Raw genomic sequence first — 20,730 nt, forward strand, 5'->3', positions numbered from 1 at the left:
CTGTGCGGCCGACCGGAATGCACGCCTCTGACGGCCTCATTGCATTGCTCCCCGCGCTGCGCGCGACGCCGGCATATCTGCACGGACAGGCTGGGCGATGCGACACCAGCCCGGTTCAACCGCCGCGGTTGGACATTGAAAAGGGTGCAATAAATCCCCGCGGCGCGCGCATGACAGGCGGCAAGCGGATCACTGCTCCACCTGCCACCAGCGCGGCAGCAACTGCAGCACATTCGGGCGCGCAAAGCGGTCATCGATCAGATAGAGCACGCCGCGGTCGGAACCGGTGCGGATTACGCGGCCGGCGGCCTGCACCACCTTCTGTATTCCCGGATACAGGTAGGTGTAATCGTAGCCCGCGCCGAAGCTCGTCTCCATGCGTTCCATGATCTCTTCGTTGACCGGATTGAGCTGCGGCAGTCCGAGCGTGGCGATGAAGGCGCCGATCAGCCGCTCGCCTGGCAGGTCGATGCCCTCGCCGAAGCTGCCGCCGAGCACCGCGAAGCCGACAACGCGGCCGTCCGGCGTGAAGTGCGCGAGGAAGGCGTCGCGCTCCGCTTCGCTCATGCCGCGCGACTGCGCCCGCAGCGGGACGTCCGGATGGCGCATGCGCAGCGCATCGACCGCCTTCTGCAGGTATTCGAAACTGCTGAAGAAGGCGAGGTAATTGCCGGGCTGCGCCGCATACTGGCGGGCAATCAGGTCGGCGATCGGCGCGAGCGACGCGTCGCGGTCGCGAAAGCGCGTCGAGATGCCGCGCACCACCTTCACCCGCAGCTGCGAGGCATCGAACGGCGACTCCACGTCGATGCAGACCGTCTCCTGCGGCAGGCCGAGCATGTCCAGGTAATACCGGGAAGGCTGCAGCGTGGCGGAGAACAGTGCCGCGCCGTGCGCGGCGGCAAAGCGCGGCGCAAGGAAAGATGCCGGGACGACATTGCGGATGCACAGCACCGATTCCGCCGCACGCGCGCCGTTGGCCGGGAGCTTCGTGACGTCAAACAGCGAGTGCGGCCCGAACAGCTCGGCCATGCGGGTAAAGTGCAGCGCATCGAAGTAGAACTGCAGCAGCGCGCTGTCGTTGGCGGCCGGCTGGTCGGCCATGTAGTGGCTGATGTCGGCCGTCGTCTGCAGCAGCGCGCCGCCAAAGGCGGCGGGAAGCTCCGTCCCTGCCTGGTAGTCGCGTTGCTGCGCCCTGTTCAGCGCATTCCACTGGCGGTTCAGCCGGTCGAGGCTGGTCTTCAGCGCGGCGGGCGCGGCGCGGCGCAGGACGCGGAATGCGCGCTGGTCCAGTTCCGCGCTGTACATCTTGCGCGCGCGTTCGACCAGGTTATGCGCCTCATCCGCCAGCACCGCCACCCGCCATTCATTGGCAACTGCGAGCGCATGCAGCAGCGCGCTGCCGTCGAAGTAGTAGTTGTAGTCGCCGACCACCACGTCGCACCAGCGCGCCAGGTCCTGCGCCAGATAATAGGGGCAGACGCGCTGTTCCAGCGCCGCCGCGCGCAAGCTCTCCTTGTCGAGCACGACGCGCCCGAGCGCTGCCTGCCTGGCCTGCGGCAGCCGGTCGTAGAAACCCTGCGCGAGCGGGCAGGACTCGCCGTGGCAGGCCTTGTCCGGATGCTCGCAAGCCTTGTCGCGCGCCACCAGCTCGAGCACGCGCAGCGGCAGCGCGGGCGCCGCGGCGCGCAACTGGCCGACCGCGTCGAATGCCAGCCGGCGCCCCGGCGTCTTGGCGGCGAGGAAGAATACCTTGTCCAGCTTTTGGCCCGGGCAGGCTTTCAGCATTGGGAACAGGGTGCCCATCGTCTTGCCGATGCCGGTCGGCGCCTCCGCCAGCAGGCAGCGCTTGCCGCCGGCCGCGCGGTACACCGCTTCGGCGAGCGCGCGCTGGCCGCTGCGGAACTCCGGGTACGGAAAGCGCAGCGCCTGCAAGGCCGCATCGCGCGCCGCACGGTGCGCGAGCTCCTGCTCCGACCATGCGAGGAAACGCTCGCATTGCTCCTCGAAAAAAGCCCGCAGCGCGGCGGCCGTATGCACTTCGGCCAGCACGGTTTCCTTCTGGCTGCCGATGTCGAAATACACCAGCGCAAGCCGGATTTCCGGCAGTGCCAGCTTCTCGCACATGAGCCAGCCGTACACCTTCAGCTGTGCCCAGTGCAACTGGCGGTGGTTGTCCGGCATGCGGTCGAGATCGCCGCGGTAGGTCTTGATTTCTTCGAGCTGGTTGCGCGCCGGGTCGTAGCCGTCGGCCCGGCCGCGCACCGCGAGGTGCCTGTAGCCGCCGGCAAGGCTGACCTCGGCCTGGTAGCCGGGGGCGCGGCGCGCGGTGACGGTAGCGTGGCCGGCGATGCCCTCCTGCGAACTGGGCGCGGGCGTGAAGCGCAGGTCGAGGTCGCCGCGCTTGGCGGTGAACTCGGTCAGCGCGCGCACCGCCACCGTGTAAGTCATGCGCCATCCTCCAGCCACTGCACCCGGCACACCGCGACCGGCATGCCGTGCGCGGCGCAGTATTCCAGCCAGCGCACCTGGTTGTCCTGCAGGCGGTCGCCGGGCGCCTTCACCTCGATCATGCGGTAGCGCTTTTCCCGCGGATAAAACTGGATCAGGTCGGGAAAACCTGCGCGGTTGGCGCGGATGTCCTGCAGCATGCGCTCGAACCACTTGCGCAGGTGCGCCGCCGGGATGCAGTCGAGCGCGAGCTCGAGCAGCGGCGCGTCGAGGACATCCCAGAACACGAACGGCGACTGGATGCCCGCCTTGTCGCGGAAGCGCTGCCGGATGATGTCCTTGTACAGCGGCGACTCGAGGGCCGCGAAGCAGGCGTCGAACTGCGTTTTGCGGCGGGCGGCGAAATCGGCGGCATGCAGGTCTGCCGGCCCGCTGTGGAAAGGATGGAAGAACGCGCCCGGCACCGCGGCGAACACCGCGTCCCAGCACAGCAGCCCGAACAGGGAATTGATCAGCGTGTTTTCGACATAGCAGGCGGGAGCGTCGGCGCGCGCGAGGTGCGCGCGCACCAGCTCCTCGACGCAGTACGCGGACCGTGGCTGCGGCAGGCAAAGGTCAATGCGTTCGGCCGGCGCCGGCTGCCGCGCCGGCGTTTTCGGATGACCGAGCCGGCGCTGCAGGCGCGGCAGCATGCGCAGCAGCTGCTGGCTTTCCGCTTCGCTCTCCGGCGCAGCGCTTGCGCTGCGGGCGAGCGCGAAGGCCGCCGCATCGTCGCCGATACGTTCCAGCATGCGGATCTGCCGTATCCTCGCACCGGGATGGCGCAGGCCGGCGTAGAGCGCCAGCGCCTTTTCCCATTGCTGCGCCCGCTCATGCTGCTGCGCGGCCTGGAACAGGAATTTCCGGCGCCGCTGTTCCAGCCAGTCGTTTTCGTACGGAGCAGGCGGCAGGTCGGCGAGCACCGCATCCGCATCCTCGCCGGCGTCCAGCCGCTCCCGGCAGCGCCACAGGTGCAGGTAGGCATCGACGTCCGCGCGGTTGTGGAAGGCTTGCGAGCTGACGGAGAATTCCACTTTCTCGTAGCGGGTGATGCCGAGGTCGGACAGCACGAACTCGGACCAGTCCTGGTGCAGGTTGCCGAAGAACAGCAGGCGCAGCCGGTCGCACAGCGCCGACAGCTGCAGGCGGTAGACGCACTCGCCGGAAGCCGGATGCCAGGCGTCGAAGCAGCGCGCGCCGGGATAGACGGCACGCAGCGCCTCCAGTTGTTCGGCCTTGCGCGCGGCGCGGCCGGGTAATGCATCGCGAAACAGGCCATCGATTTCCGCCCTGGTCAGCAGGCAAAACAGCTCGTCCAGCGTCAGCGGCGGACGCTCGTCCACCCAGCCGGCGCGCACCAGCGGCGCAGCGGCCAGCCGGGTATCGCCGATTTCTTCATAGCGCAGTTTTCCGGACCGGAACAGTTCCCCTTTACGCATCACCATGCGCACCAGGAGCGCGCGCGATGGCTGTTCCAGCGCGAGGAAGCGCTCGATGAATGCCTGTTCTTCCCCGTCCAGCAGCGCCGCATGGCGGTCCCTGACCCAGGTGACGACGGTGTGGAAGTTGTCGAGGTAGTAGAAGCGGTTTTCCAGCGTTCTGTTCATCTTGGCAAATCGCCGGGCGCCGCGGCCGGAACGGCAAAGGCGATGTGGAGGGTGTCCTGCATTATGGCGAAGCGGCGCGGCGCGTGCAACGGCGCCCGGTGCGGCGGCACGTCCACGGCGGGCATGCAGGAAATCAAGTATCCTCATAGCCTTGTTTGCAAGACCCGTTCGCCCGCGTTCCCCGACTTTTTCTCCCGTTTTGCCGCATGAACCAGCGCCTCACGCCCGCCACTGCCCTGATGCTCGTCGTTCCGCCCCTGCTGTGGGCCGGCAATGCGGTGGTCGGCCGGATGGTGAATGCGATGGTGCCGCCGATCACGCTCAACTTCCTGCGCTGGGCGATCGCGCTCCTGATCCTGCTGCCGCTCGCAGGGCAGGTCTACCGCCCGGGCAGCGGGTTGGGCGCGCACTGGCGGCGCTTCGCGATCCTCGGCCTGCTCGGCGTGGGCATGTACAACGCGCTGCAATACCTGGCGCTGCAAAGCTCGACGCCGATCAACGTGACGCTGGTCGCGGCCAGCATGCCGGTCTGGATGCTGCTGATCGGCTGGTTGTTCTTCCGGGCGTCGGTCTCGCGCACCCAGGTCGCCGGCGCCGCCTTGTCGGTTGCCGGCGTGCTGGTGGTGCTGAGCCGCGGGCAATGGCAGCAGCTGCTCGTGCTGCGCCTGGTGCCGGGCGACCTGTTCATGGTGCTGGCCACCATTGCCTGGTCGGTCTACAGCTGGCTGCTCCTGGGACGCAAGGAACCGGAATCGATCCGCGCCGACTGGGCGGCCTTCCTGCTGGCGCAGGTGAGCTTCGGCGTGCTCTGGTCGGGCGCGTTCGCGGCGGCGGAATGGGTGTGGACCGATGCGCGGATTGACTGGAGCTGGGGACTGGGGGCGGCGCTGCTGTATGTCGCCGTCGGGCCGGCGATCATCGCCTTCCGCTGCTGGGGCGCCGGCGTGCAGCGCGTCGGGCCGAACATCGCTGCCTTCTTCAACAACCTCACGCCGCTGTTTGCCGCAATGATGTCTTCCGCGTTCCTCGGCGAAACGCCGCATGCGTATCACGCGGTGGCGTTTGCGCTGATCGTCGGGGGCATCGTGTTGTCGTCGCGCACGCGCTGACGACGTGACGCAGGGGCGGCGCGCTGGTGTATTACGCGGCGGGCGAGGCGCCGAGTTCCTTGAGCTTGTCGATGCCGACCGGCTTGACCCAGTGTGCGTCGAAGCCCGCCTCCGCCGCCAGCCGGCGGTCACGGTCCTGCCCCCAGCCGGTCAGCGCCACCAGCCGCACGTTCCTGCCGGCCGGCTGCAGCCGGATCCGCCGCGCGACTTCGTAGCCGTCGATGCCGGGCAGACCGATATCGAGCAGCACGACCTTCGGCTGCCATTCTTCCACGGTGCGGATCGCCGACATGCCGTCATGCGCTACTGAAACTTCATTGCCAAGCAGGCGCAGGATTTCCGCGGCGGACACTGCCGCGTCGATGTTGTCGTCGACCACCAGAATACGGGTGCCGCCGGCATTGCCGTGAGGGGAATCCGGTGTCGTCATCGCGTCGCTCCTGTTGTCATCCGTGGCGTGGGCAATACCCGCTATTATGTTTCGAGAAAGGTGGGCGGGAATTGACGGGTATCATTATCGACGCCCCTGCATCCCGCCGCTGCGGGGGAACGATGGTAAAGCTGTATGAATATACGCGCAAGCCGCCTTACTGGGTAGCACATGACGAGGAGGGCTACTGGCTGGTTCCGGTACGCAACGGCGGCTGGCAGGAGCGCGTGCCGTTCGTCGGTCACGCCACCGCGTTGCGCCCCGTCACCGACACCGGCGGCATCGACCTCGGCATCGACGTCGAGGAAGGCTAGCGTGCGCGTTATTGCCCCGGCGCCAGCATCGCGCGCACCTTCGCGGCGAATGCATCGAGCGAAAACGGCTTGGTCATCACCTGCATTCCAGGCGCGAGCAGGCCATCGCGCGTCGCCGCATCTTCCGCGTAGCCGGTGATGAACAGAATGTGCAAGGAAGGGCGCAGGTGCAGCGCGGCTTCGGCCAGCTGGTGCCCGCTCATGCCGCCCGGCAGCCCGATGTCGGTGACCAGCAAATCCACCGCCGCGTCCGAATCCAGCAGCCGCATCGCCTGCGCCGCGTCTTCCGCCTGCAGCACACGGTAGCCGCGCGCCTGCATCATTTCCGCCAGCATCGCGCACAGCGGCGCCTCGTCATCGACGATCAGCAGGCCGGTGCCGGCGGGCGCGTCGCCCGTCGCGCCTCCGGCGCCGCCGTGTTCGTCCTGCTCCGCGGATGCAAGACTGCGCGGCAGCTTCATCCGTACCGTTGTACCCCGTCCCGGTTCCGAGTAGATGCGGATGTGGCCGCCCGACTGCTTGACGAAACCGTAGATCATCGACAGGCCGAGGCCGGTGCCCTGGCCGATCGGCTTGGTGGTGAAGAACGGGTCGAAGGCGCGCGCAGCCACTTCCGGCGTCATGCCGGTACCGGTGTCGGCCACGCTGACCGCGACGTACTCGCCGCGCGCGACGTCCGGATACTGCGACGCATAGGCGTCATCCACCACGATGTTCTCGGTGACGATGGCCAGCCGCCCGCCGTCGGGCATGGCGTCGCGCGCGTTGATGGCCAGGTTGAGCAGCGCGCTCTCGAGCTGGTTCGGATCACAGCGCGTGGTCCATACCTGCTCGCCGAGGCGCGCGTCCACCTGCACCGCCGGCCCGACCGTGCGCTGGATCAGCTCGGTCATCGATGCCACCAGGCGGTTGACGTCGACCGGGCGCGGGTCGAGCGTCTGGCGGCGCGAAAACGCGAGCAGCCGGTGGGTAAGCGCGGCAGCGCGCCCGGCGACCGCGAGCGCGCCATCGATATAACGCTCGATGTCCGCGCCCTGGCCCATCGCGATGCGCAGCTTCATCAACTCCAGGTTGCTCACCATGCTCGCCAGAAGATTGTTGAAGTCGTGCGCGATGCCGCCGGTGAGCTGGCCGACCGCTTCCATCTTCTGCGCCTGGCGCAACGCGTCTTCCGCATGGCGCAGCGCCTGCGCCTGCTGTTTTTCCAGCGTGATGTCGCGCGCGACGCCGTACAGCAGGTCGCCCTCCGGCACCACCGTCCAGGACAGCCAGCGGAAGCCGCTGTCCTTGTGCAGGCTGCGCACTTCATAGCGCACCAGCGGCAGTCCCTGGCCGAGTACCGCAAGCTTGTGCGCCAGTTCGTCGCGGTCTTCCGGATGGGTCAGCGCGACGAAGGGCACGCTCGTCGCTTCCTGCTCGGTCCATCCGAGGATGGCGGTGAACGCCGGATTGACGTTCAGGAAGCGCCCCTTGAGCGAGGCCACGGCGAGGATGTCCTGCGACATCCGCCACAGCCGGTCGCGTTCGCGCAGGCTTTCCTGGATGCCCAGCTCCAGTCCCGCGTTCAGCCGGCGCAGCGTTTCCTCGGTCCGGCGCAGGTCGGTGATATCGGTATGCACGCCGACCCATTCGCGCACGCTGCCGTCGGCATTCATTGTCGGGATCGCGCGCACCGTATAGCGGCGCCATTCGCCGTCGTGGCGCCGCAGCCGGTGCTCGAACAGGAAGCTCTTGCGTTCGACGATCGCCTGCCGCCACGCCTCCACGGTCGCCGCCGCGTCCTCCGGATGGATCGCGTCCTGCCAGCCGTAACCCCGGTATTGCGCCTCGGCCTGGCCGGTGAGCGAGGCCCAGCCCGGCTGCTCGCCGACCATCCTGCCGGCCGGATCGCTGGTCCACAGCACGCCCTCGACCGCGTCGATAGCGGCGCGGAAGCGCGCATTGCTCGCCGCCAGCGCGGCCTGCGCGCGCGAGCGCTTGATTGCATCCCAGGCACGCTCGGCGACTTCGCGCACCAGCATCTGTTCGTCCTCGCGCCAGCGGCGCGGCACCGCGCTGTGCACGTACAGCGCACCGGTGAAACCGTCTTCGCGGATCAGCGGCACGGTGATGCTGGCGCGCACCTGGAACTGCGGATAGGGGCCATCGTCGGCGAAGCCGTGTTCCTCGATGTCGTTGATCACCATCGTGCGCCCCGCGCGCAGGCCATCGACCAGCCCCGAGCGGATCGCAACGAGCGGAAAACGGCGGCCGGAAACGCTGGCCAGACGGCTGCTGGTCCAGTCGCGCTGGAACAGCAGGGTTGCCTTGTCCGGCAGCAGCTCGACGATACCGGCACGATCAACCTGCAGGTGGCGACCCAGCATCTCGGCAACCACCCGCATCACGTCGTCCGGATGCTGCACATGGCGCAGGCGGTCTTCGAAGCGGATGCGGAATGCCTGGCGCCGCTGGTTCGACGCGTTGGCGGTCGTGTCGGTGCAGGTGCACAGCACGCCCGCCGGCATGCCGCCGTCGTCGCGCAACGCGGAATACGAAAAGGTGAACCAGGCGCGCTCCCGGTAGCCGTTGCGTTCGATGATCAGTGGTTGGTTTTCGAAGTAAACCGTTTCTCCCGACAAGGCTCTGGCAGCGAGGGGGCGGATAGCGTCCCACGCGTCGGGCCACACTTCCTCCGCGGGACGGCCGAGCGCGGCCGGATGGCGGGCGCCGACCACGTCGATGCAGGCGTCGTTGTAGAGCAGGGCAAGGTCCGGACCCCAGGCGATGCACATCGGGAAGCGGGAATCGAGGATCAGCGCCACCGCGGCGCGCAAAGCAGGAGGCCAGTCGGCAGGCGGGCCGAGCGGCGACACCGACCAGTCGTGGGCGCGCATGTGCTGTCCCATGCGTCCGCCGCCGGAAGGAAAGAGGCCGGTCTTCGTTACCTGTTCAATCAATGCATCAGCTCCTTGCGCCCGCGAGGTGGCAGGCCACGCATCGTTATAGAGCAGTTCATGCATGCGTGCAACGCTTGCACCAAGGTAATTTTTTGACCGCGCAGTGCCACTTCCCGCCGGGCCTGACCTCGCTCAAGGCGATGGAGCAGGCGCTGGCTAGGGTAAGGGACGCGTCCGCATGCCGCGGGCGACGCTGCCAGCGATTTTGACCGAAAGGATGTTCCCGATGCCGATCCGATTACGTGCCGTGTTTTCGATGCTGCTCATGCTGGTCTTCCTCTCCGGCTGTGCGAGCGCCTTCAAGCAGGTCGCGGCGCTGGCTATTGGCGCCGAGCGCCGGATGGCGGACCTGGTGCGCAAGGAAATCGAACTGCCGGGCGGCCTGCGCTATGCGTTCCTGGAGGGCGGCCAGGGCGAGCCGCTGATGCTGCTGCACGGCTTTGGCGGCAACAAGGATAATTTCACGCGCACCGCGCGCTACCTGACGCCGCACTACCGCGTGATCGTGCCCGACCATATCGGCTTCGGTGAATCGGCCCGGCCGCGGGACGCCGACTACACCCCGCTCGCGCAGGCGGAACGCCTGCATGCGCTGGCGCAGGCGCTGGGCATCCGCACCATCCACCTTGGCGGCAATTCGATGGGCGGACAGATCGCGATGGCGTATGCGGCGCGCTATCCGTCAGAAGTCGCCAGCCTGTGGCTGCTCGATCCCGCAGGCATCTGGAACGCGCCGAAGAGCGAGCTGGCGCACCTCATCCTCGAGCGCGGCCAGAACCCGCTGATCGCGCGCAGCGAAGAGGAATTCGCGCAGACCTTCGCGTTCGTGATGCAGGACCCGCCCTTCGTGCCGCGCCCCATCCTCAATGTGCTGGCGCAGGAGCGCATCCGCAACGCCGATCTGGAGGAACGCATCTTCGTGAAGATCGCCACCGATTCGGTCGAGGAGCGGATCAAGGGATTGGCGGTCCCCACGCTCATCGTCTGGGGCGAGCAGGACCGCGTGATCCATGTCGGCACCGCGGATGTGCTGCACAAGCTGCTGCCGCGCTCGCAAGTGATCGTGATGCCCGGCGTGGGACACCTGCCGATGATCGAACGGCCAAGGCAGAGTGCGGAGGATTACCTGCGGTTCCGCGCAGCGGGCGCCGCCGGCGGATAAGGAAAAAAGCACCTCCGTCGCCGGAGGTGCATCAAGTTACCCCAGCAAGGGGGCAAACGGGGGCAGCAAACCTTACTTTTCCTGCGCAGGCTTCACGTCGACGTCGGGCACCGTCACCTTGCGCTCTTCCTTCTTCACGGTGGGGGTGTCGATGGTACGCTCTTCCTTGTTCACCGCGACGTCGGGCGTCTTGACGTCGTACTCGGGCAGCTTCACGTTGCCTGCCTGCTTCTTGTCGACTTCATACTTCGGCAGGTCCAGGCTGCCTTCCTGCTTCTTTTCCACGTCACATGCGGCAAGGCCAAACGCGAATGCGGAAATCACGGCCAGGGATACGGTTTTTTTCAACATGGCGTCCTCTCATTGGAAATATCAACAATCATTTCGAACTTGCAGGGCCCTTCTGCATGTTGAGACAAACGACAAGACGATGAAGTTGTTATGTTTTTGTTATGAAATGTTACGTGAGCAAATGTAACGGGAAGACACGGGCGGCGCGCGACGATGCCGCTCCAGGCAATCCAGCCGGCGGAACACGGGGCGCTGATTAGTGGGTTACCACTAAGAATTGCGGACTCCCATCCGGTAGACTCCAGCGACACGAACCGCTGCGCACATAACCATGCTTCATGCGCGCAGGCGGGATCGGCACAGTGGTACCGCCTCGTAGGAGTCTACAATGAAAAAAACATCCTTCCCCCACCTGCTCGCCCCGCTCGACCTCGGCTTCACCACGCTGCGCAACCGCGTGATGATGGGCTCCATGCATACCGGTCTGGAAGACCGCTTCTACCACTATCCGAAGCTGGCCGCGTATTTCCGGGAGCGTGCGAAGGGCGGCGTCGGCCTGATCGTGACCGGCGGCATTTCTCCCAATCGCCAGGGCTGGCTGCTGCCCTTCGGCGGCACCCTCAACAGCATCTTCGACGTGCCCAACCATCGTTGCGTCACCGACGCGGTGCACGAGGAAGGCGGCAAGATCCTGATGCAGATCCTGCACGCCGGCCGCTACGGCTACCAGCCCTTCGTGGTGTCGGCCTCGCCGGTCAAGTCGCCGATCTCGAAATTCAAGCCGCGCGAACTCGACGAGAAGGGAATCCTGCAAACCATCCGCGACTACGTGCGCTGCGCCGAACTGGCGAAGAAGGCCGGGTACGACGGCGTCGAGATCATGGGCAGCGAAGGCTACCTGCTCAACCAGTTCCTGTGCGCGCGCACCAACCAGCGCACCGACCGCTGGGGCGGATCGATCGAGAACCGGATGCGCCTGCCGGTGGAAATCGTCAGGCAGGTGCGCGAGGCGGTCGGCACCGACTTCATCATCATGTACCGCCATTCGCTGCTCGACCTGGTCGAAGGCGGCAACACCTGGGACGATGTGGTCGCGGTGGCGCGCGCGCTGGAACAGGCCGGCGCCACCATCATCAACACCGGCATCGGCTGGCACGAGGCGCGCGTGCCCACCATCGTCACCTCGGTGCCGCGTGCCGCATTCCGCAGCCTGGCGGGACGCCTGCGCAAGGAGATCCGCATCCCGGTGGTGGCGTCCAACCGCATCAACATGCCGGACGAGGCGGAAGACATCATCGCCGGCGGCGAGGCGGACATGGTTTCCATGGCGCGCCCCTTCCTCGCGGACCCGGAGTTCGTCAACAAGGCCGCGGGCGGCCGCGTGGATGAAATCAATACCTGCATCGCCTGCAACCAGGCCTGCCTCGACCACACCTTTTCCAACAAGCGCGCCAGCTGCCTGGTCAACCCGCGCGCCGGACATGAAACCGAGCTGGTGTATGTGAAGACCGCGGTGGCGCGCCGCGTCGCGGTGGTCGGCGCCGGCCCGGCGGGCCTGTCGGCCGCGACGGTGGCCGCCGAGCGCGGCCACAAGGTCACGCTGTTCGAGGCATCCGATCGGATTGGCGGCCAGTTCAACTATGCGATGCGGGTGCCGGGCAAGGAAGAATTCGCCGAGACGCTGCGCTACTTCCGCCGCAAGCTGGAACTCACCGGCGTCAGGCTCGAACTCGGCCGCAGGGTCACGCGCGAAGACTTGCTGAAGCAGGGTTTCGATGAAGTGATCGTGGCCACCGGCATCGTGCCGCGCACGCCGCGCATCGAGGGCATTGCGCATCCGAAGGTGCTGTCGTATATCGACGTGCTGAAGAACAATGCGCCGGTCGGCAGGCGCGTTGCAGTGGTCGGCGCCGGCGGCATCGGCTTTGACGTCAGCGAATTCCTGCTGCATGACCCGGCGGTGCCGCTGCCGGTGCCGCTGAAGCATTGGCTGGGCGAGTGGGGCGTGGACCTGAATGCCACCGTCAACGGCGGCCTGTGCGAACCGGTGCAGGAGGCGCCCGTGCGCGAAGTCTACCTGCTGCAGCGCAAGGCTTCGCGCCTGGGCGCCACGCTGGGCAAGACCTCGGGCTGGGTGCATCGCGCGACGCTGCAGCGCAAGGGCGTGAAGATGATTGCCGGCGTCGAATACCGCAGGGTTGACGACCAGGGCCTGCATATCACCGTCGACGGCAAGGATCGCGTGCTGGAAGTGGATAACGTGGTGATCTGCGCCGGCCAGGAATCGCTGAAGGAGCTGATGCCGGCCGAGCAGGACGGCGGCGCGCCCCGTTTCCACCTGATCGGCGGCGCAGCGCTGGCCGCAGAGCTCGATGCCAAGCGCGCGATTCGCGAAGGGGCGGAACTGGCGGCGCGCTTGTAAGCACGCTGGTAAGCGCGAATGTAAGGCGCTTGTCGAAAATCAAGGCGCATTCCATTGCAAAAAAGCAAAATGGCAGTCCGCATTTTTCCTGGAGCAATGGTGCGAAGCAGAAACGAAAAATTCAAGCAGCGCATGCGCCTGAGGAAGGAACGCGCAGATCGCCTGTACCGCGTCGGGCTGTTTTCCGTCGCGCTGGGCATCGGCCTGGCATGGTTCGGCATGATCAAGCTCTAGGCATTGCCTTGCCGCAGGCTGGAGCTGCGGCGCGCGCGGGTATACGATGTACCGATGGACCCCCGCTTCCCGTACTCCGCCATGCGCCTTGCGGCAATATTGTTCGCTTTCTCGTCACAAGTGTCCCTCGCCGTCGCGCAGGTAGCCTGGAACGGCAGCATCGAGATCGCCGCGGGCCGCGGCGAAAAGGGCCCGTGGCAGCAGAACGACTCGCGTTACGACTATGTCGACGATCCCGCGGTGGCAATCGACGCGCGCGGCGCCACGGTCGTCGCATGGGTGGACCAGGCGCGCAAGGATGTACTGGTCCGGCGCTATAACGCGGACGGGTCCGCTGCCGGCGCGGCGGTCAATCTCTCGCGCAACCCCGCCACCTTTTCCTGGCTGCCGCGCATCGCGTTCGCGCCGCGCGATCCCCGGCAGGTTTTCATTCTCTGGCAGGAAATCATTTTTTCCGGCGGCTCGCACGGCGGCGAAATGTTTTTCGCCCGCTCGGAAGATGGCGGCGCGACGTTCTCCGAACCGGTGAATCTCTCGAACTCCGTCAATGGCGACGGCAAGGGCCGCATCCGCAAGGACTACTGGCATAACGGCAGCTACGACCTGGCGATCGGAGACGACGGTACCGTGTATGCGGCCTGGACCGAGTTCGACGGCCCGCTCTGGTTCAGCCGCTCCACCGATGGCGGCAAGCGCTTCTCGCCGCCGCAGCGCATTGCCGGCGAGGGCCTGCCGGCACGCGCGCCGGCACTCGCGGCAGGGCGTGACCGCCGGGTATTCCTTGCCTGGACCACCGGCGAGGACAATGGCGCCGATATTCACCTGGCGCGCTCCGACGATGCCGGCGCGAACTTCGGCCAGCCGCGCATCGTTGCCCCCAGCAAGTCCTATTCCGACGCACCGAAGATCGCGCTCGACGCCAACGGCGTGCTGCACCTGGCGTATGCGGAAAGCGAAGGCGGCCCCTTCGAGCGCTACCGCGTCCGTTATGCACGCTCCTCGGACGGCGGCCAGGTGTTCGAGCCGGCGCGCGATCTCTCGCCGCCGCCGGGCAAGGGGAGCGCCGCATTCCCTTCGCTGGCGGTCGATGCCGCCGGCACGGTGTTCGTGTCATGGGAGTTGTACCCCGACCGGCGCGATCGTCCGCGCGGCCTCGGCATGACCGTCTCGCGCGACGGCGGCCGCAGTTTCAGCGCGCCGCAGACGGTGCCCGGCAGCGCCGACCCGGCGGGCGGCGGCAACGGCAGCCATCAGGGCTTGCTGATGGAAAAGCTGGCAGTCAACGACACCGGAGAGGTCGTGCTGGTCAACAGCAGCCTCAAGCAAAACGCCGGCAGCCGCGTATGGCTGCTGCGCGGACGACTTGTTCCCTAGCTCAAAATACCCTCTAGAGACACGCGCGCGCCACCCGCGCTGCGGGTCTTGATTTCATTGCGTCGCGCCCTTATTTCGGCACACGGCTGGGCGTGCTCCGTGCGCCCGGGGGGCGCCCGGGGCCGCTGCATTTGCCGCTATTTTGTATGTCACTTTGGAGAAAGGAGGTCAATCGTGAAAACCAATCGTTGGCAGGACTGGTTCAACTTGCTGCTTGGCGCATGGTTGTTTGCCTCGCCGTGGCTCATGCACTATGCGGATGAACTGCCGAACGCAGCATGGAACGCGCATCTCCTCGGTGCTGCGATCATGCTCTTCTCCGCGGTAGCGATGTACGTGCCCCGGCTGTGGGAGGAAGCCGTCAACATCCTGCTTGGGCTGTGGGCGGTGGCGTCGCCGTGGGTCCTGGGCTTCGCATCGCACCGGGACGTCGCCGAGAATATGGTGGTCATCGGCGGCCTCGTCTTCCTGTTCGCGGTCTGGGCCATCGCGCTGGACAAGGACCTGCGCGACCGCTGGCCGAAAGGCGGCCGCGCCGCCTGACGCCGGAATACTTTCGCACAAGCGTTTGAACGCGCCGTCTTTTCCTGCCCGGCGGCTGCCGGGCTTTTTTTCGCCCGGGCAGGCGGCGCATGAACCACTGCGCGCTTGAGAGACACATGTCGCGCACCGATATAGGAATCAGCACTACGCGCTTTTCCGCTGGCAAACGAGAGCAGCCCGCAAGGAGGAAGGCAATGGAAAGCCAAACGAAATTCAACCTGTGGTACGTGCTTTTTGCGCTGATCGGCGTGCTCCTGCTGCGCGATGCGTGGGTCGTGATGCAGCAGATCGAACCGCTTCCGTACAGCCAGTTCCTGGCCGAGCTGAAAGCCGGCAATGTGGAAGAGATCGCGGTCGATCCGAATCACATTCGTGGCACGCTGCGCAAGCCGCTTCCGGACGGGAGTACCCGTTTCGTCACCACCCGCGTCGAGACCGATCTCGCACGCGATCTTGCCCAGTATGACGTGCGTTTCACCGGCATCATCCCGAGCACGCTGTTGCGCGACCTGCTGGGATGGATCATCCCGGTCGCCTTGTTCTACGGGCTGTGGGTGTATCTGATGCGCAGGTCTGCGGAAAAGGGCGGGCTCGGCGGCGGCTTTCTCTCGATCGGCAAGAGCAAGGCCAAGATCTATGTCGAAACCGATGTGCAGGTGCGTTTCGACGATGTTGCCGGCGTGGACGAGTCCAAGGAGGAGCTGAAAGAAGTCGTCAATTTCCTCAAGGAGCCGAAAGTCTACGGACGGCTCGGCGCGCGCATGCCCAAGGGCGTGCTGCTGGTGGGGCCGCCCGGCACCGGCAAGACCCTGCTAGCGCGCGCGGTGGCCGGCGAGGCGGGCGTGCCTTTCTTTTCGATCAGCGGCTCCGAATTCGTCGAGATGTTTGTCGGCGTCGGTGCCGCCCGCGTGCGCGACCTGTTCGAGCAGGCGCGCCAGAAGGCGCCCGCCATCATCTTCATCGACGAGCTCGACGCGCTCGGCCGCGCGCGCGGCAGCTATGTCGGGGGGCATGACGAAAAGGAACAGACGCTCAACCAGCTGCTGGTGGAGATGGACGGCTTCGACCCTGCATCCGGACTGGTCCTGCTGGCGGCGACGAACCGTCCGGAAATTCTCGATCCCGCCCTGCTGCGCGCCGGGCGCTTCGACCGCCAGATCCTTGTCGACCGGCCGGACAAAGCGGGCCGGGTGGCGATCCTCGACGTACACCTGCGCAAGATAAAGACCGCGCCCGATGTCGACCGGGAAAAGCTCGCCGCATTGACGCCGGGATTTTCCGGCGCCGATATTGCCAATCTCGTCAACGAGGCGGCGCTGCTTGCCACGCGGCGCGGCGACGACGCGGTCACGATGGAGGATTTCAACGGCGCGATCGAACGCATCGTTGCCGGCCTGGAAAAGCGCAACCGCCTGCTCAATCCGCAAGAGCGCCGCATTGTTGCCTACCATGAAATGGGGCATGCGCTGGTCGCGATGTCGCTGCCTGGGAGCGATCCCGTGCACAAGGTGTCCATTATTCCGCGCGGCATCGGCGCTCTCGGCTATACCTTGCAGCGGCCTACCGAGGACCGTTTCCTGATGACGCGCGAAGAACTGGAGAAAAAGATGGCCGTGCTGCTCGGTGGCCGGGCCGCCGAGCATGTGGTATTCGGCCACCTGTCCACCGGCGCCGCCGACGACCTGGCGAAGGTCACCGACATCGCGCGCGGCATGGTGACGCGCTACGGGATGGACGGCAAGCTTGGGCATCTCGTATACGAGGACGAGCGGCCCTCGCTGCTCGGCACGCCCCAGGCCGCGCGCGGCCCGCGCACCTATTCGGAAATGACCGCGCGCGAAATCGACTGCGCGGTGCGTGACATCGTCGCGCGGGTGTTCGACCGTACCGTGGAATTGCTCGCCGCGCGCCGTGCAGTGCTCGAAATGGGCGCCAAGAGGCTGATGGAACAGGAAACCTTGAACGAAGAAGAACTCGCGCGGCTGCGCGAGACGCTGCCGGCGGCCGCGTAGCGGCGCGCCGATGCGCCTCGCGGCCTAATTGCGCGCGGGAGCGGCATCCGCGCCGCTCGCCCAGGTGCACAGCAGGCCGCCGAACAGGCCAGCGCCGATGTCGACCAGCCAGTCGGTCAGCGCCGCGGTGCGGTAGGGCAGGAAGGCTTGCAAGCATTCGTCGAGTGCGCCCATTGCCGCAATGATCAGGAAGGCGGCGGCGGTCTTGCGCAGCGCTCCGCCGCGCAGGCCGCAGGCAAGCAGGAAGGCGATCACCGCATAGGTTGAAAAATGCAACACGAAGCCGGAGGCCACCTCGTCCATGTCGGCACGCGCGCCGGGAATCGAACCCAGCACGATCACGGCCAGATAAAGCACGATGCCTAAGCGGAACATGAATGTTTCGTAATGGACGTCCGGGATGAGTCGGGTAATGAACTTGCGCATGGGAATCAGTAAGGAGTACAGGGGGCCATGGTAACGCAGCGCCGCCGCGACGATGTCGCGTTCGATCAGAAGCCGGGCTACTTTTCGGTGGTGATGAATGGCGACGTGCTGCCGTATGACAAGAATCAAAGACTGAAAGTGCCGCGCGCAAACAAAAAAGCGGCGAGCAGCACGCCATTGCCGGCCACGGTGAGCCAGAACGCGATACGAAACGGCTGCTTCTGCGTCTTGTGCCGGAACGCCGTCTGGGCGATCAGCGCGCCCGGCCAGCCGCCCGCCAGCGAGAACGCGTGCAGGGTGCGCTCGCGCGTGCGCGGGCGATTCTTCCGGGCCGCCGCCTTGTCGATCCCATAAGCGGCAAACGCAAGGACGCTCGCCGCCAAATACAGCCCCGGCACGAACAGCGGCAGCAGGCCGGCAAGCGCGCCGCCCAGGACGGCGGCCAGGAACAATGCGGCAAGGCTGGGAGCGGGCATGGCGGTCGGTCGTGCGGGATGGGTGAGACCTGCAGTCTACGCAGAGCAAGCTTGAATGTCCAACAAGCAAAGTCGCTTGTTGGACGCCGTGCTTTGTTACAAAGATTCCTTCCGGGGTGCGCCGCTTTGTCCTTTAATATAGAAAGATCGAGGAGCAGATCATGAACACCCATCTGGCAATCGCAGCCGGTCTTGTTGCCGGCCTGCTTGCAACCGCAATGCCCGCCCAGGCCCACGGCGGTGTGCAATGGTCGGTGACCGTCAATTCCCCCGGGTATTACTACGTGCCGCCGCCGCAGGGCGTCGTGGTATGGCCACAATCGCAATACATCTACGGCGCGCCGCCCTCGGCGTTTGCACAGCCGCCGACGGTGGTCTATGTGCAGCCGCGCCCGGTCTATCCGCCGCCGGTCCTGTACGTCGATCCTTATGCGCGGCCTTACCCGCATGAACACCGGTATCGCGGATGGGACGACCGTCCAGGGCGATTCCGCCGCTAGGGCCGCCGCGACCATTCAGCGCACTCGGCTGTACGCGTGAAGGATGGAGGCCACTGAAGGCGCGCTATTCCCTGTTCCTGCCGATCCCGTGGTAGCGCAGTCCGGCTGCCCGGACGTGTTCCGGGTTGTACAGGTTGCGGCCGTCAAACAGCACCTTGTCGCGCAGCACCTCCGCGAGCCGGTGGAAGTCCGGCGAGCGGAATTCCTGCCATTCAGTCACCAGCGCAAGCGCGTCGGCGCCGTCGGCCGCTTCGCGCGCGTCGCTGCAGAGACGGATCGCATCGTCAAACTTCGCATCGCCATGCACCGCGCGCAGCACGCGTGCCGCTTCCTCGCCTGCGACCGGATCGTAGGCCTGGATGCGGCAATGCGCGCGCAGCAGCTGGTCGATCAGCACCAGGCTGGGCGCTTCGCGCATGTCGCCGGTATCCGGCTTGAAGGACAATCCCCATAGCGCGAAGGTCTTGCCTTCAATGCCGCGCGTGCCACCGAAATGGGCGCAGATCTTTTCGAACAGGACCCGCTTCTGCTTGTCGTTGACGATTTCAACCGCCGCGAGGAGATGGGATGTGCCGCCGTGCTGCGCCACCGTCTTCACCAGTGCCTTCACGTCCTTCGGAAAGCAGGAGCCGCCGTAGCCCATGCCCGCGTGCAGGAAGTGCGGTCCGATGCGCGGATCGGCGCCCATCCCGCGCCGCACCGCCTCGATGTCGGCGCCAACCGCATCGGCCAGGTTGGCGAGCTCATTCATCAGGCTGATCCGGGTGGCCAGCATTGCATTGGCCGCGTACTTGGTCAGCTCGGCGCTGCGCGCGTCGGTCTCGATCACCCGGCCACGACCGTGGTTGAAAGGAACATAGAGTTCGCGCAGCGTCCTGATCGCCTGCGGGTCGTCGCCGCCGATGACGATCCTGTCCGGGCGCATGAAGTCGCCGACCGCGGCTCCTTCCTTCAGGAACTCCGGATTGCTCAGTACGGAAAACGCTATCCGCGCGCCGCGATCCTGCAATTCTTCCGCGACCACTTGCCGCACCTGGTCGACGGTGCCTACCGGTACCGTCGACTTGGTGACGATCAGCACCGGGCGGCTGATGCGCCGCCCGATTTCGCGCGCGGCCGCGATCACATGCGACAGGTCTGCACTGCCGTCTTCACCGGCCGGCGTGCCGACCGCGAGGAAGATGATGTCGCCATGCCGCACCGCGTCGTCGTAACTTGCGGTAAAGGCGAGGCGGCCGGCGCCCTTGTTGGCGGCAACCAGTTGCGGAAGCCCGGGTTCGTGGATGCTGAGGATGCCCGCGTCCAGCAAGCCGATCTTGCCGGCATCGATATCCATGCAGAGTACCGCGTTCCCGACCTCGGCAAAGCATGCCGCGGACACGAGTCCGACATAGCCACTGCCGATGATCGAGATGTTCATGCGCGTTCTCGCCGGTCAATTGTTGTGTCGACCGCAACGACTGATGTGCCGTTCCCGGGTTTGTCAACCGTCAAGAAAAAGGCCGGGAAGAAAACCTGTTTCTTCCCGGCCTCGTGATGCGCATGCGCAGCGTCAGTGGTGCTTCTTCAGCTCGTGCTCCTGCGGCGAAGGTTGCCCCAGGCTCACGTAACGGCGCCGCAGGCGGATGTTAAGCATTTCCACCACCACCGAGAACGCCATGGCGCTGTAAATGTAGCCCTTCGGCACATGATGGCCGAAGCCCTCCGCCAGCAGCACCACCGCGACCACGACCAGGAAGGACAGCGCCAGCATCTTGACCGTCGGATGTGCCGAGACAAACCGCCCGATCGGGCCGGCGAAGAACATCATCAGGCCGACCGAGGCGATCACGGCGGCCACCATCACCGCGACCTGGTCCACCATGCCGACGGCAGTGATGATCGAGTCGAGCGAAAACACCAGGTCGATCACCATGATCTGCAGCACGATGCCGGCAAAGGTGTTTTTCACCGAGGCCGGACTGCCGTCGTCATGCGCGCCTTCGAAGGTTTCATGGATTTCGCCGACGCTCTTCCACAGCAGGAACAGGCCGCCGCCCAGCAGGACCAGGTCGCGCCCGGAGAACCCGTGACCGAAGACGGTCAATAAGGGCTGCGTCATACCGACCACCCAGGACAGGGTCAGCAACAGGGCGACGCGCAGGAACATCGCCATGAACAGGCCGAGCCGGCGGGTGAACTCCCGCTTTTCCGGCGGCAGTTTGTCGACCAGGATGGAGATGAAAATGATGTTGTCGATGCCAAGTACCAGTTCGAGCGCCGTCAGCGTAAAGAAGGCGAACCAGACCTGGGGGTCGGAAAGCAGTTCGATCATAGGCAGTATGTTGTTATTCGAGCCGTGTAAAAAGGAAAAAACGAGGACGCCGGCAGGCGTCCCCGAAAGGAATCAGGCTTTCGCCTG

Annotated in this window: 18 protein-coding genes; 9 read left to right on the forward strand and 9 right to left on the reverse strand. The window is 65.9% G+C overall.

Going from position 1 to position 20,730, the window contains the following annotated elements; all coding sequences use genetic code 11:
* Positions 1-189: 189 nt before the first annotated feature.
* Both VEC01_RS13175 and VEC01_RS13180 read right to left on the reverse strand, forming a co-directional pair.
* A complete protein-coding gene (locus VEC01_RS13175) occupies positions 190-2,451 on the reverse strand; it encodes an ATP-dependent DNA helicase (RefSeq protein WP_324901347.1) in 2,262 nt (753 codons plus the stop codon).
* The gene (locus tag VEC01_RS13180) at positions 2,448-4,097 is read right to left on the reverse strand and encodes a VRR-NUC domain-containing protein (protein ID WP_324901348.1); all 1,650 of its coding nucleotides are present in this window, start codon (positions 4,095-4,097) and stop codon (positions 2,448-2,450) included. The genes VEC01_RS13175 and VEC01_RS13180 overlap by 4 nt, the downstream gene beginning before the upstream one ends.
* Before the next feature lie 206 nt (positions 4,098-4,303).
* Between VEC01_RS13180 and VEC01_RS13185 the strand changes: the two genes are divergently transcribed.
* Positions 4,304-5,206: a DMT family transporter gene (locus VEC01_RS13185; protein WP_324901349.1), complete on the forward strand. Its 903-nt coding sequence runs from the start codon at positions 4,304-4,306 to the stop codon at positions 5,204-5,206.
* Positions 5,207-5,237: 31 nt separating this feature from the next.
* On the opposite strand, the gene VEC01_RS13190 is transcribed toward VEC01_RS13185, so the two are convergent.
* Positions 5,238-5,636 carry a response regulator gene (locus VEC01_RS13190; protein WP_324901350.1) on the reverse strand — a complete coding sequence of 133 codons (399 nt, stop codon included), beginning with the start codon at positions 5,634-5,636 and terminating at the stop codon, positions 5,238-5,240.
* A 122-nt stretch (positions 5,637-5,758) separates the two neighbouring features.
* Between VEC01_RS13190 and VEC01_RS13195 the strand changes: the two genes are divergently transcribed.
* Positions 5,759-5,950 carry a hypothetical protein gene (locus tag VEC01_RS13195; RefSeq protein ID WP_324901351.1) on the forward strand — a complete coding sequence of 64 codons (192 nt, stop codon included), beginning with the start codon at positions 5,759-5,761 and terminating at the stop codon, positions 5,948-5,950.
* Positions 5,951-5,958: 8 nt separating this feature from the next.
* Here VEC01_RS13195 and VEC01_RS13200 read toward each other — a convergent pair whose 3' ends face one another.
* Positions 5,959-8,889 (reverse strand): PAS domain S-box protein, encoded by a 2,931-nt coding sequence (locus VEC01_RS13200; RefSeq protein WP_324901352.1) that lies wholly within the window; start codon positions 8,887-8,889, stop codon positions 5,959-5,961.
* Positions 8,890-9,115: 226 nt separating this feature from the next.
* Here VEC01_RS13200 and VEC01_RS13205 point away from each other — a divergent pair, with 226 nt between their 5' ends.
* Positions 9,116-10,051 carry an alpha/beta hydrolase gene (locus VEC01_RS13205; protein ID WP_324901353.1) on the forward strand — a complete coding sequence of 312 codons (936 nt, stop codon included), beginning with the start codon at positions 9,116-9,118 and terminating at the stop codon, positions 10,049-10,051.
* A 72-nt stretch (positions 10,052-10,123) separates the two neighbouring features.
* On the opposite strand, the gene VEC01_RS13210 is transcribed toward VEC01_RS13205, so the two are convergent.
* On the reverse strand, positions 10,124-10,402 hold the full coding sequence (locus VEC01_RS13210; protein ID WP_324901354.1) for a hypothetical protein: 279 nt from the start codon (positions 10,400-10,402) through the stop codon (positions 10,124-10,126).
* Positions 10,403-10,730: 328 nt separating this feature from the next.
* Between VEC01_RS13210 and VEC01_RS13215 the strand changes: the two genes are divergently transcribed.
* From VEC01_RS13215 to ftsH, 5 genes are all read left to right on the forward strand, one after another.
* A complete protein-coding gene (locus VEC01_RS13215; RefSeq protein ID WP_324901355.1) occupies positions 10,731-12,764 on the forward strand; it encodes an NADPH-dependent 2,4-dienoyl-CoA reductase in 2,034 nt (677 codons plus the stop codon).
* Between the two features lie 96 nt (positions 12,765-12,860).
* A complete protein-coding gene (locus VEC01_RS13220; RefSeq protein WP_324901356.1) occupies positions 12,861-12,998 on the forward strand; it encodes a hypothetical protein in 138 nt (45 codons plus the stop codon).
* Between the two features lie 54 nt (positions 12,999-13,052).
* On the forward strand, positions 13,053-14,372 hold the full coding sequence (locus tag VEC01_RS13225) for a sialidase family protein (protein ID WP_324901357.1): 1,320 nt from the start codon (positions 13,053-13,055) through the stop codon (positions 14,370-14,372).
* Between the two features lie 174 nt (positions 14,373-14,546).
* A complete protein-coding gene (locus VEC01_RS13230; RefSeq protein WP_324901358.1) occupies positions 14,547-14,915 on the forward strand; it encodes an SPW repeat protein in 369 nt (122 codons plus the stop codon).
* 194 nt (positions 14,916-15,109) lie between these two features.
* On the forward strand, positions 15,110-16,927 hold the full coding sequence (gene ftsH / locus VEC01_RS13235; protein WP_324901359.1) for an ATP-dependent zinc metalloprotease FtsH: 1,818 nt from the start codon (positions 15,110-15,112) through the stop codon (positions 16,925-16,927).
* Between the two features lie 24 nt (positions 16,928-16,951).
* Here ftsH and VEC01_RS13240 read toward each other — a convergent pair whose 3' ends face one another.
* Both VEC01_RS13240 and VEC01_RS13245 read right to left on the reverse strand, forming a co-directional pair.
* Positions 16,952-17,302: a VanZ family protein gene (locus VEC01_RS13240; RefSeq protein WP_324901360.1), complete on the reverse strand. Its 351-nt coding sequence runs from the start codon at positions 17,300-17,302 to the stop codon at positions 16,952-16,954.
* A gap of 176 nt (positions 17,303-17,478) precedes the next feature.
* The gene (locus VEC01_RS13245) at positions 17,479-17,805 is read right to left on the reverse strand and encodes a DUF1294 domain-containing protein (RefSeq protein ID WP_324901361.1); all 327 of its coding nucleotides are present in this window, start codon (positions 17,803-17,805) and stop codon (positions 17,479-17,481) included.
* A gap of 185 nt (positions 17,806-17,990) precedes the next feature.
* Here VEC01_RS13245 and VEC01_RS13250 point away from each other — a divergent pair, with 185 nt between their 5' ends.
* On the forward strand, positions 17,991-18,329 hold the full coding sequence (locus VEC01_RS13250) for a hypothetical protein (RefSeq protein ID WP_324901362.1): 339 nt from the start codon (positions 17,991-17,993) through the stop codon (positions 18,327-18,329).
* Between the two features lie 64 nt (positions 18,330-18,393).
* Here VEC01_RS13250 and VEC01_RS13255 read toward each other — a convergent pair whose 3' ends face one another.
* Both VEC01_RS13255 and VEC01_RS13260 read right to left on the reverse strand, forming a co-directional pair.
* Complete coding sequence (locus VEC01_RS13255) at positions 18,394-19,749, reverse strand: UDP-glucose/GDP-mannose dehydrogenase family protein (protein ID WP_324901363.1); 1,356 nt, start codon at positions 19,747-19,749, stop codon at positions 18,394-18,396.
* A 132-nt stretch (positions 19,750-19,881) separates the two neighbouring features.
* A complete protein-coding gene (locus VEC01_RS13260; RefSeq protein ID WP_324901364.1) occupies positions 19,882-20,643 on the reverse strand; it encodes a TerC family protein in 762 nt (253 codons plus the stop codon).
* Between the last annotated feature and the right edge of the window lie 87 nt (positions 20,644-20,730).

It is taken from the genome of Noviherbaspirillum sp. (genome assembly GCF_035627455.1).
Lineage (GTDB): Bacteria > Pseudomonadota > Gammaproteobacteria > Burkholderiales > Burkholderiaceae_D > Noviherbaspirillum.

Excerpts from the sequence above, each read along its gene's own strand:
- VEC01_RS13175 (WP_324901347.1), bottom strand. The coding sequence starts at position 2,451 with ATGACTTACACGGTGGCGGTGCGCGCGCTGACCGAGTTCACCGCCAAG.
- VEC01_RS13180 (WP_324901348.1), bottom strand. The coding sequence starts at position 4,097 with ATGAACAGAACGCTGGAAAACCGCTTCTACTACCTCGACAACTTCCAC.
- VEC01_RS13185 (WP_324901349.1), top strand. The coding sequence starts at position 4,304 with ATGAACCAGCGCCTCACGCCCGCCACTGCCCTGATGCTCGTCGTTCCG.
- VEC01_RS13190 (WP_324901350.1), bottom strand. The coding sequence starts at position 5,636 with ATGACGACACCGGATTCCCCTCACGGCAATGCCGGCGGCACCCGTATT.
- VEC01_RS13195 (WP_324901351.1), top strand. The coding sequence starts at position 5,759 with ATGGTAAAGCTGTATGAATATACGCGCAAGCCGCCTTACTGGGTAGCA.
- VEC01_RS13205 (WP_324901353.1), top strand. The coding sequence starts at position 9,116 with ATGCCGATCCGATTACGTGCCGTGTTTTCGATGCTGCTCATGCTGGTC.
- VEC01_RS13210 (WP_324901354.1), bottom strand. The coding sequence starts at position 10,402 with ATGTTGAAAAAAACCGTATCCCTGGCCGTGATTTCCGCATTCGCGTTT.
- VEC01_RS13215 (WP_324901355.1), top strand. The coding sequence starts at position 10,731 with ATGAAAAAAACATCCTTCCCCCACCTGCTCGCCCCGCTCGACCTCGGC.
- VEC01_RS13220 (WP_324901356.1), top strand. The coding sequence starts at position 12,861 with ATGGTGCGAAGCAGAAACGAAAAATTCAAGCAGCGCATGCGCCTGAGG.
- VEC01_RS13225 (WP_324901357.1), top strand. The coding sequence starts at position 13,053 with ATGGACCCCCGCTTCCCGTACTCCGCCATGCGCCTTGCGGCAATATTG.
- ftsH (WP_324901359.1), top strand. The coding sequence starts at position 15,110 with ATGGAAAGCCAAACGAAATTCAACCTGTGGTACGTGCTTTTTGCGCTG.
- VEC01_RS13240 (WP_324901360.1), bottom strand. The coding sequence starts at position 17,302 with ATGTTCCGCTTAGGCATCGTGCTTTATCTGGCCGTGATCGTGCTGGGT.
- VEC01_RS13250 (WP_324901362.1), top strand. The coding sequence starts at position 17,991 with ATGAACACCCATCTGGCAATCGCAGCCGGTCTTGTTGCCGGCCTGCTT.
- VEC01_RS13255 (WP_324901363.1), bottom strand. The coding sequence starts at position 19,749 with ATGAACATCTCGATCATCGGCAGTGGCTATGTCGGACTCGTGTCCGCG.
- VEC01_RS13260 (WP_324901364.1), bottom strand. The coding sequence starts at position 20,643 with ATGATCGAACTGCTTTCCGACCCCCAGGTCTGGTTCGCCTTCTTTACG.